This is a genomic window from Moorena sp. SIO3H5, from assembly GCF_010692395.1.
Lineage (GTDB): Bacteria > Cyanobacteriota > Cyanobacteriia > Cyanobacteriales > Coleofasciculaceae > Moorena.
Map to the genome: position 1 here is coordinate 1 of NZ_JAAHHS010000618.1, position 3,135 is coordinate 3,135.

The window sequence follows — 3,135 nt, forward strand, 5'->3', positions numbered from 1 at the left end:
GTAGAGGGTGTAAGTGACAAAACCAGTCTTTTGAAATAAATTCTTCTTATAATGAAGTTCATTACCTTATGTCACGTCTATAGCAGAGGAAGCTCAAGAAGCAGGAGTAGACTTTCTGATTTTAGATGAAGGTGAGATTACCCTACCGAGATTTGTTGAAGCACTGGCTCTGGGAGAAACTTCGGGAGTATTCCGTGCTAATGGTGAAAGAGCCGATGTCACCAAGACACCAATTCCCCGCTACGATTTACTGGAATTGGATGCTTATAGCGAGATGTCGGTACAGTTTTCCCGTGGTTGTCCTTTCGAGTGCGAGTTCTGTGACATCTCTGTGCGATATGGCCGTAAACCGCGCACCAAAACCCCAGCTCAAGTCTTGGCTGAATTGCAAACCCTCTATAATTTGGGTTGGCGGCTTCCTGTATTTATAGTTGATGATAATTTTATTGGCAATAAACGCCATGTCAAGGTTCTGTTGCAGGAACTAGCTCCCTGGATGGCAGAGCATGGTTACCCCTTTCCTTTGTCCACAGAAGCTTCTTTGAATCTGGCCGAAGACGATGAACTGTTGGAGTTGATGATTGCTGCCAATTTTAGTTCAGTATTTGTGGGAATTGAAACACCAAATACCGATAGCTTGACCCTGACCAAAAAACACCAAAACACTCGTCAACCCTTAGCAGATGCGGTTGAGAAAATTAATCGGGCAGGTTTGCGAGTGATGGCTGGATTTATTATTGGCTTGGATGGAGAAAAACCAGGAGCAGGCGATCGCATTATCGATTTTGTAGAAGCAACCGCTATTCCCCATCCTGTTTTTAGTATGTTACAAGCCTTGCCCAATACCGCCCTTTGGGATCGGCTCAAACAAGAGGGGCGTTTACTAGAAGGCAATGAGGAAAATATAAATCAGACAACCCTGACCAATTTTATCCCCACTCGACCGATAGAACAACTGGCTCAGGAATACGTCAGTTGTTTCTGGGAATTATATAAACCAGAATCCTATTTAGGCAGACTTTATCGGCACTACTTAAATATGAAGCCGAAACCCTATCAGCCTAAGTTGGTAATGCCAAAATTGATCTATTTCTGGGCACTGCTAATTATTATCTGGCGCAATGGCATCAAGCGCCAAACCCGCTTCCAATTCTGGGGTCAACTTTTTTCTATCCTCAGGCACAATCCTCAGGTATGGAAACGGTATCTTAGCGATCATGCCTATCTGGAACATTTCCTTGAATACCGCCAAATTGTCCACGATCAAATTCCAGCACAACTGGCTCAGTTTTTGGCAGCAATTGCTCAAACTAGACCTGTTGCAGAAGTGGCGGGGAAAGTGTAGTTACTGTGGGAATATGGGGAGATGGGGAGATGGGGAGTGTGGTGTTATCGTGGCTAATCCCAATTCCCGATTCCCGATTCCCGATTCCCAATTCCCGATTCCCGATTCCCGATTCCCGATTCCCGATTCCCGATTCCCGATTCCCAATTCTAAATTCTAAATTCTAAATTCCCGATTCCCTCATGTCCTTCGATTCCTATAAGACTATTGGCGAAGTACTCCAAGAATTTACGATTACTGCTACTGAAGCCAATTATATCCTGGAAACTGACACTGTTATCAGAGAAGCGTTTAAAGAAGATTTAGAGTTTTGTCTTCGAGAATTTACCGTTGAAGAGTCAGAGTATGCTATTTGTGAGACGATTATTTTTCCGCTCTTAAAAGAAGTATACAGACAGTATCGAGATAAATTTACGCTGTGGAGTCATAAACCAATCACCTATGATCAACAGCTCACTGGCATACCGGATTATATTTTAGCAAAGCGTTCACCCCTTGGGAAACAAATCTTTGAAAAGCCCTATTTTGTAGCTGTAGAAGCCAAAAAGGATGATTTTATTAAGGGGTGGGGTCAATGTTTAGCAGAAATGGTGGCAATTCAAAAGCTTAATGACCAATCTGATCAAACTATATTTGGAATTGTTTCCAATGGTCAAGTTTGGCAGTTTGGTAAACTAAAAGGGAATCTCTATACTAGAGAAATTAACAATTATACAATTTCTGATTTAGAGAGACTTTATTCAGCAATTAATTATGTATTCAGTCAATGTGAACTAGAACTTGAAAATCAGCAATAAGTAAGATAAAGAGCGATGCAGCGCGGTCTTGGGGAGGCAGCGCGGTCTTGGGGGTCTCCCCCATGAGCGACTGCCGTGGTTTCCCCCATGAGCGACTGCATCAAGAAGCGACCAATTATCCCATAAGTGTTGAACAGGCAACTCAGAACAGGGAACTCATAACAGGAATCTTCCCTATTCCCAGCCCGTAGCGCTATAACTAACAACTTTCGTTACTGGTTTTTCGTTCGCTTAGCGTGGCCTACGGCCAATCCCATCAGCTGGCCCCTCCACAACTCTCATCTTCGAGATCAAGACTTTGAGTTCCAACTCCAAGCGCCAGTAGGACATTTGCCATCACGGCGCTGGGTTGGGGGATTTGAGATACTCTTAAACCTTAATTAATCGGGATAATCCGGTATAAAACGGTCAAGGTGCAATTTGTTGTTGCCTGAGGGAGGAGTGGTGGTCAGCAATTGGAGTTAAGCCTCCCACTCATCTGTCTAGGCGTTCCTGGCATCTCGACCAGGAGTTGCTTGAAAGCCTGAGTTCTGGTATGTTTACAGTCAAGCCAACCAAGCTCGACTGCATCTAGCAGGCTCAGTCCCATCCCTTCCAAGAAACGCGCGGTACGACGCAGCAATACTGCCTGAACCTCGATCTTACTCATGTACCGAGTAATTTCCCTATCCGTACCTCTGTCAAGGATATTTTTGGCAGCATTATAGTCAGCCTGTAACACGACCCCATCAAATCCGGTAAAACTGTCCCCAGTCCTTTCCCCTAAAAGGGTTCCATTCCTGGAGTCAATTTGCGACGTGTAACTAGGCTGAACTTCTGTCACGACTGAACCAGTCCAATCAGCCCATTTTTGTAAGGAGTCCCGCATTTGACCCTTCATCCAACTATTAAGCTTGCGAGACATGGTTTTGGACTGACTTTTGTTCTTTATTGGTCGTGTTAAATCTTCAGCAAATACTTTTAATGATTCTCCCTTAAAAAGAGACTTTGATA

Annotated in this window: 5 protein-coding genes; 4 read left to right on the forward strand and 1 reads right to left on the reverse strand. The window is 44.0% G+C overall.

Annotated features, from left to right (window positions below; genetic code table 11):
• Nucleotides 1-256 precede the first annotated feature (256 nt).
• The 4 genes from F6K52_RS34520 to F6K52_RS34535 all read left to right on the forward strand — a co-directional run bounded on the left by F6K52_RS34520 (nucleotide 257) and on the right by F6K52_RS34535 (nucleotide 2,333).
• Nucleotides 257-1,345 carry a B12-binding domain-containing radical SAM protein gene (locus F6K52_RS34520; protein WP_364421194.1) on the forward strand — a complete coding sequence of 363 codons (1,089 nt, stop codon included), beginning with the start codon at nucleotides 257-259 and terminating at the stop codon, nucleotides 1,343-1,345.
• A 13-nt stretch (nucleotides 1,346-1,358) separates the two neighbouring features.
• Complete coding sequence (locus F6K52_RS34525; RefSeq protein WP_293089444.1) at nucleotides 1,359-1,505, forward strand: hypothetical protein; 147 nt, start codon at nucleotides 1,359-1,361, stop codon at nucleotides 1,503-1,505.
• A gap of 22 nt (nucleotides 1,506-1,527) precedes the next feature.
• Nucleotides 1,528-2,142, forward strand: coding sequence for a hypothetical protein (locus F6K52_RS34530; RefSeq protein WP_293089447.1), 615 nt, complete (start codon nucleotides 1,528-1,530; stop codon nucleotides 2,140-2,142).
• A gap of 62 nt (nucleotides 2,143-2,204) precedes the next feature.
• The gene (locus F6K52_RS34535) at nucleotides 2,205-2,333 is read left to right on the forward strand and encodes a hypothetical protein (protein ID WP_293089449.1); all 129 of its coding nucleotides are present in this window, start codon (nucleotides 2,205-2,207) and stop codon (nucleotides 2,331-2,333) included.
• 257 nt (nucleotides 2,334-2,590) lie between these two features.
• Here F6K52_RS34535 and F6K52_RS34540 read toward each other — a convergent pair.
• The coding region (locus tag F6K52_RS34540) for a zinc ribbon domain-containing protein (RefSeq protein WP_293089451.1) at nucleotides 2,591-3,135 on the reverse strand (545 nt) is incomplete at its 5' end.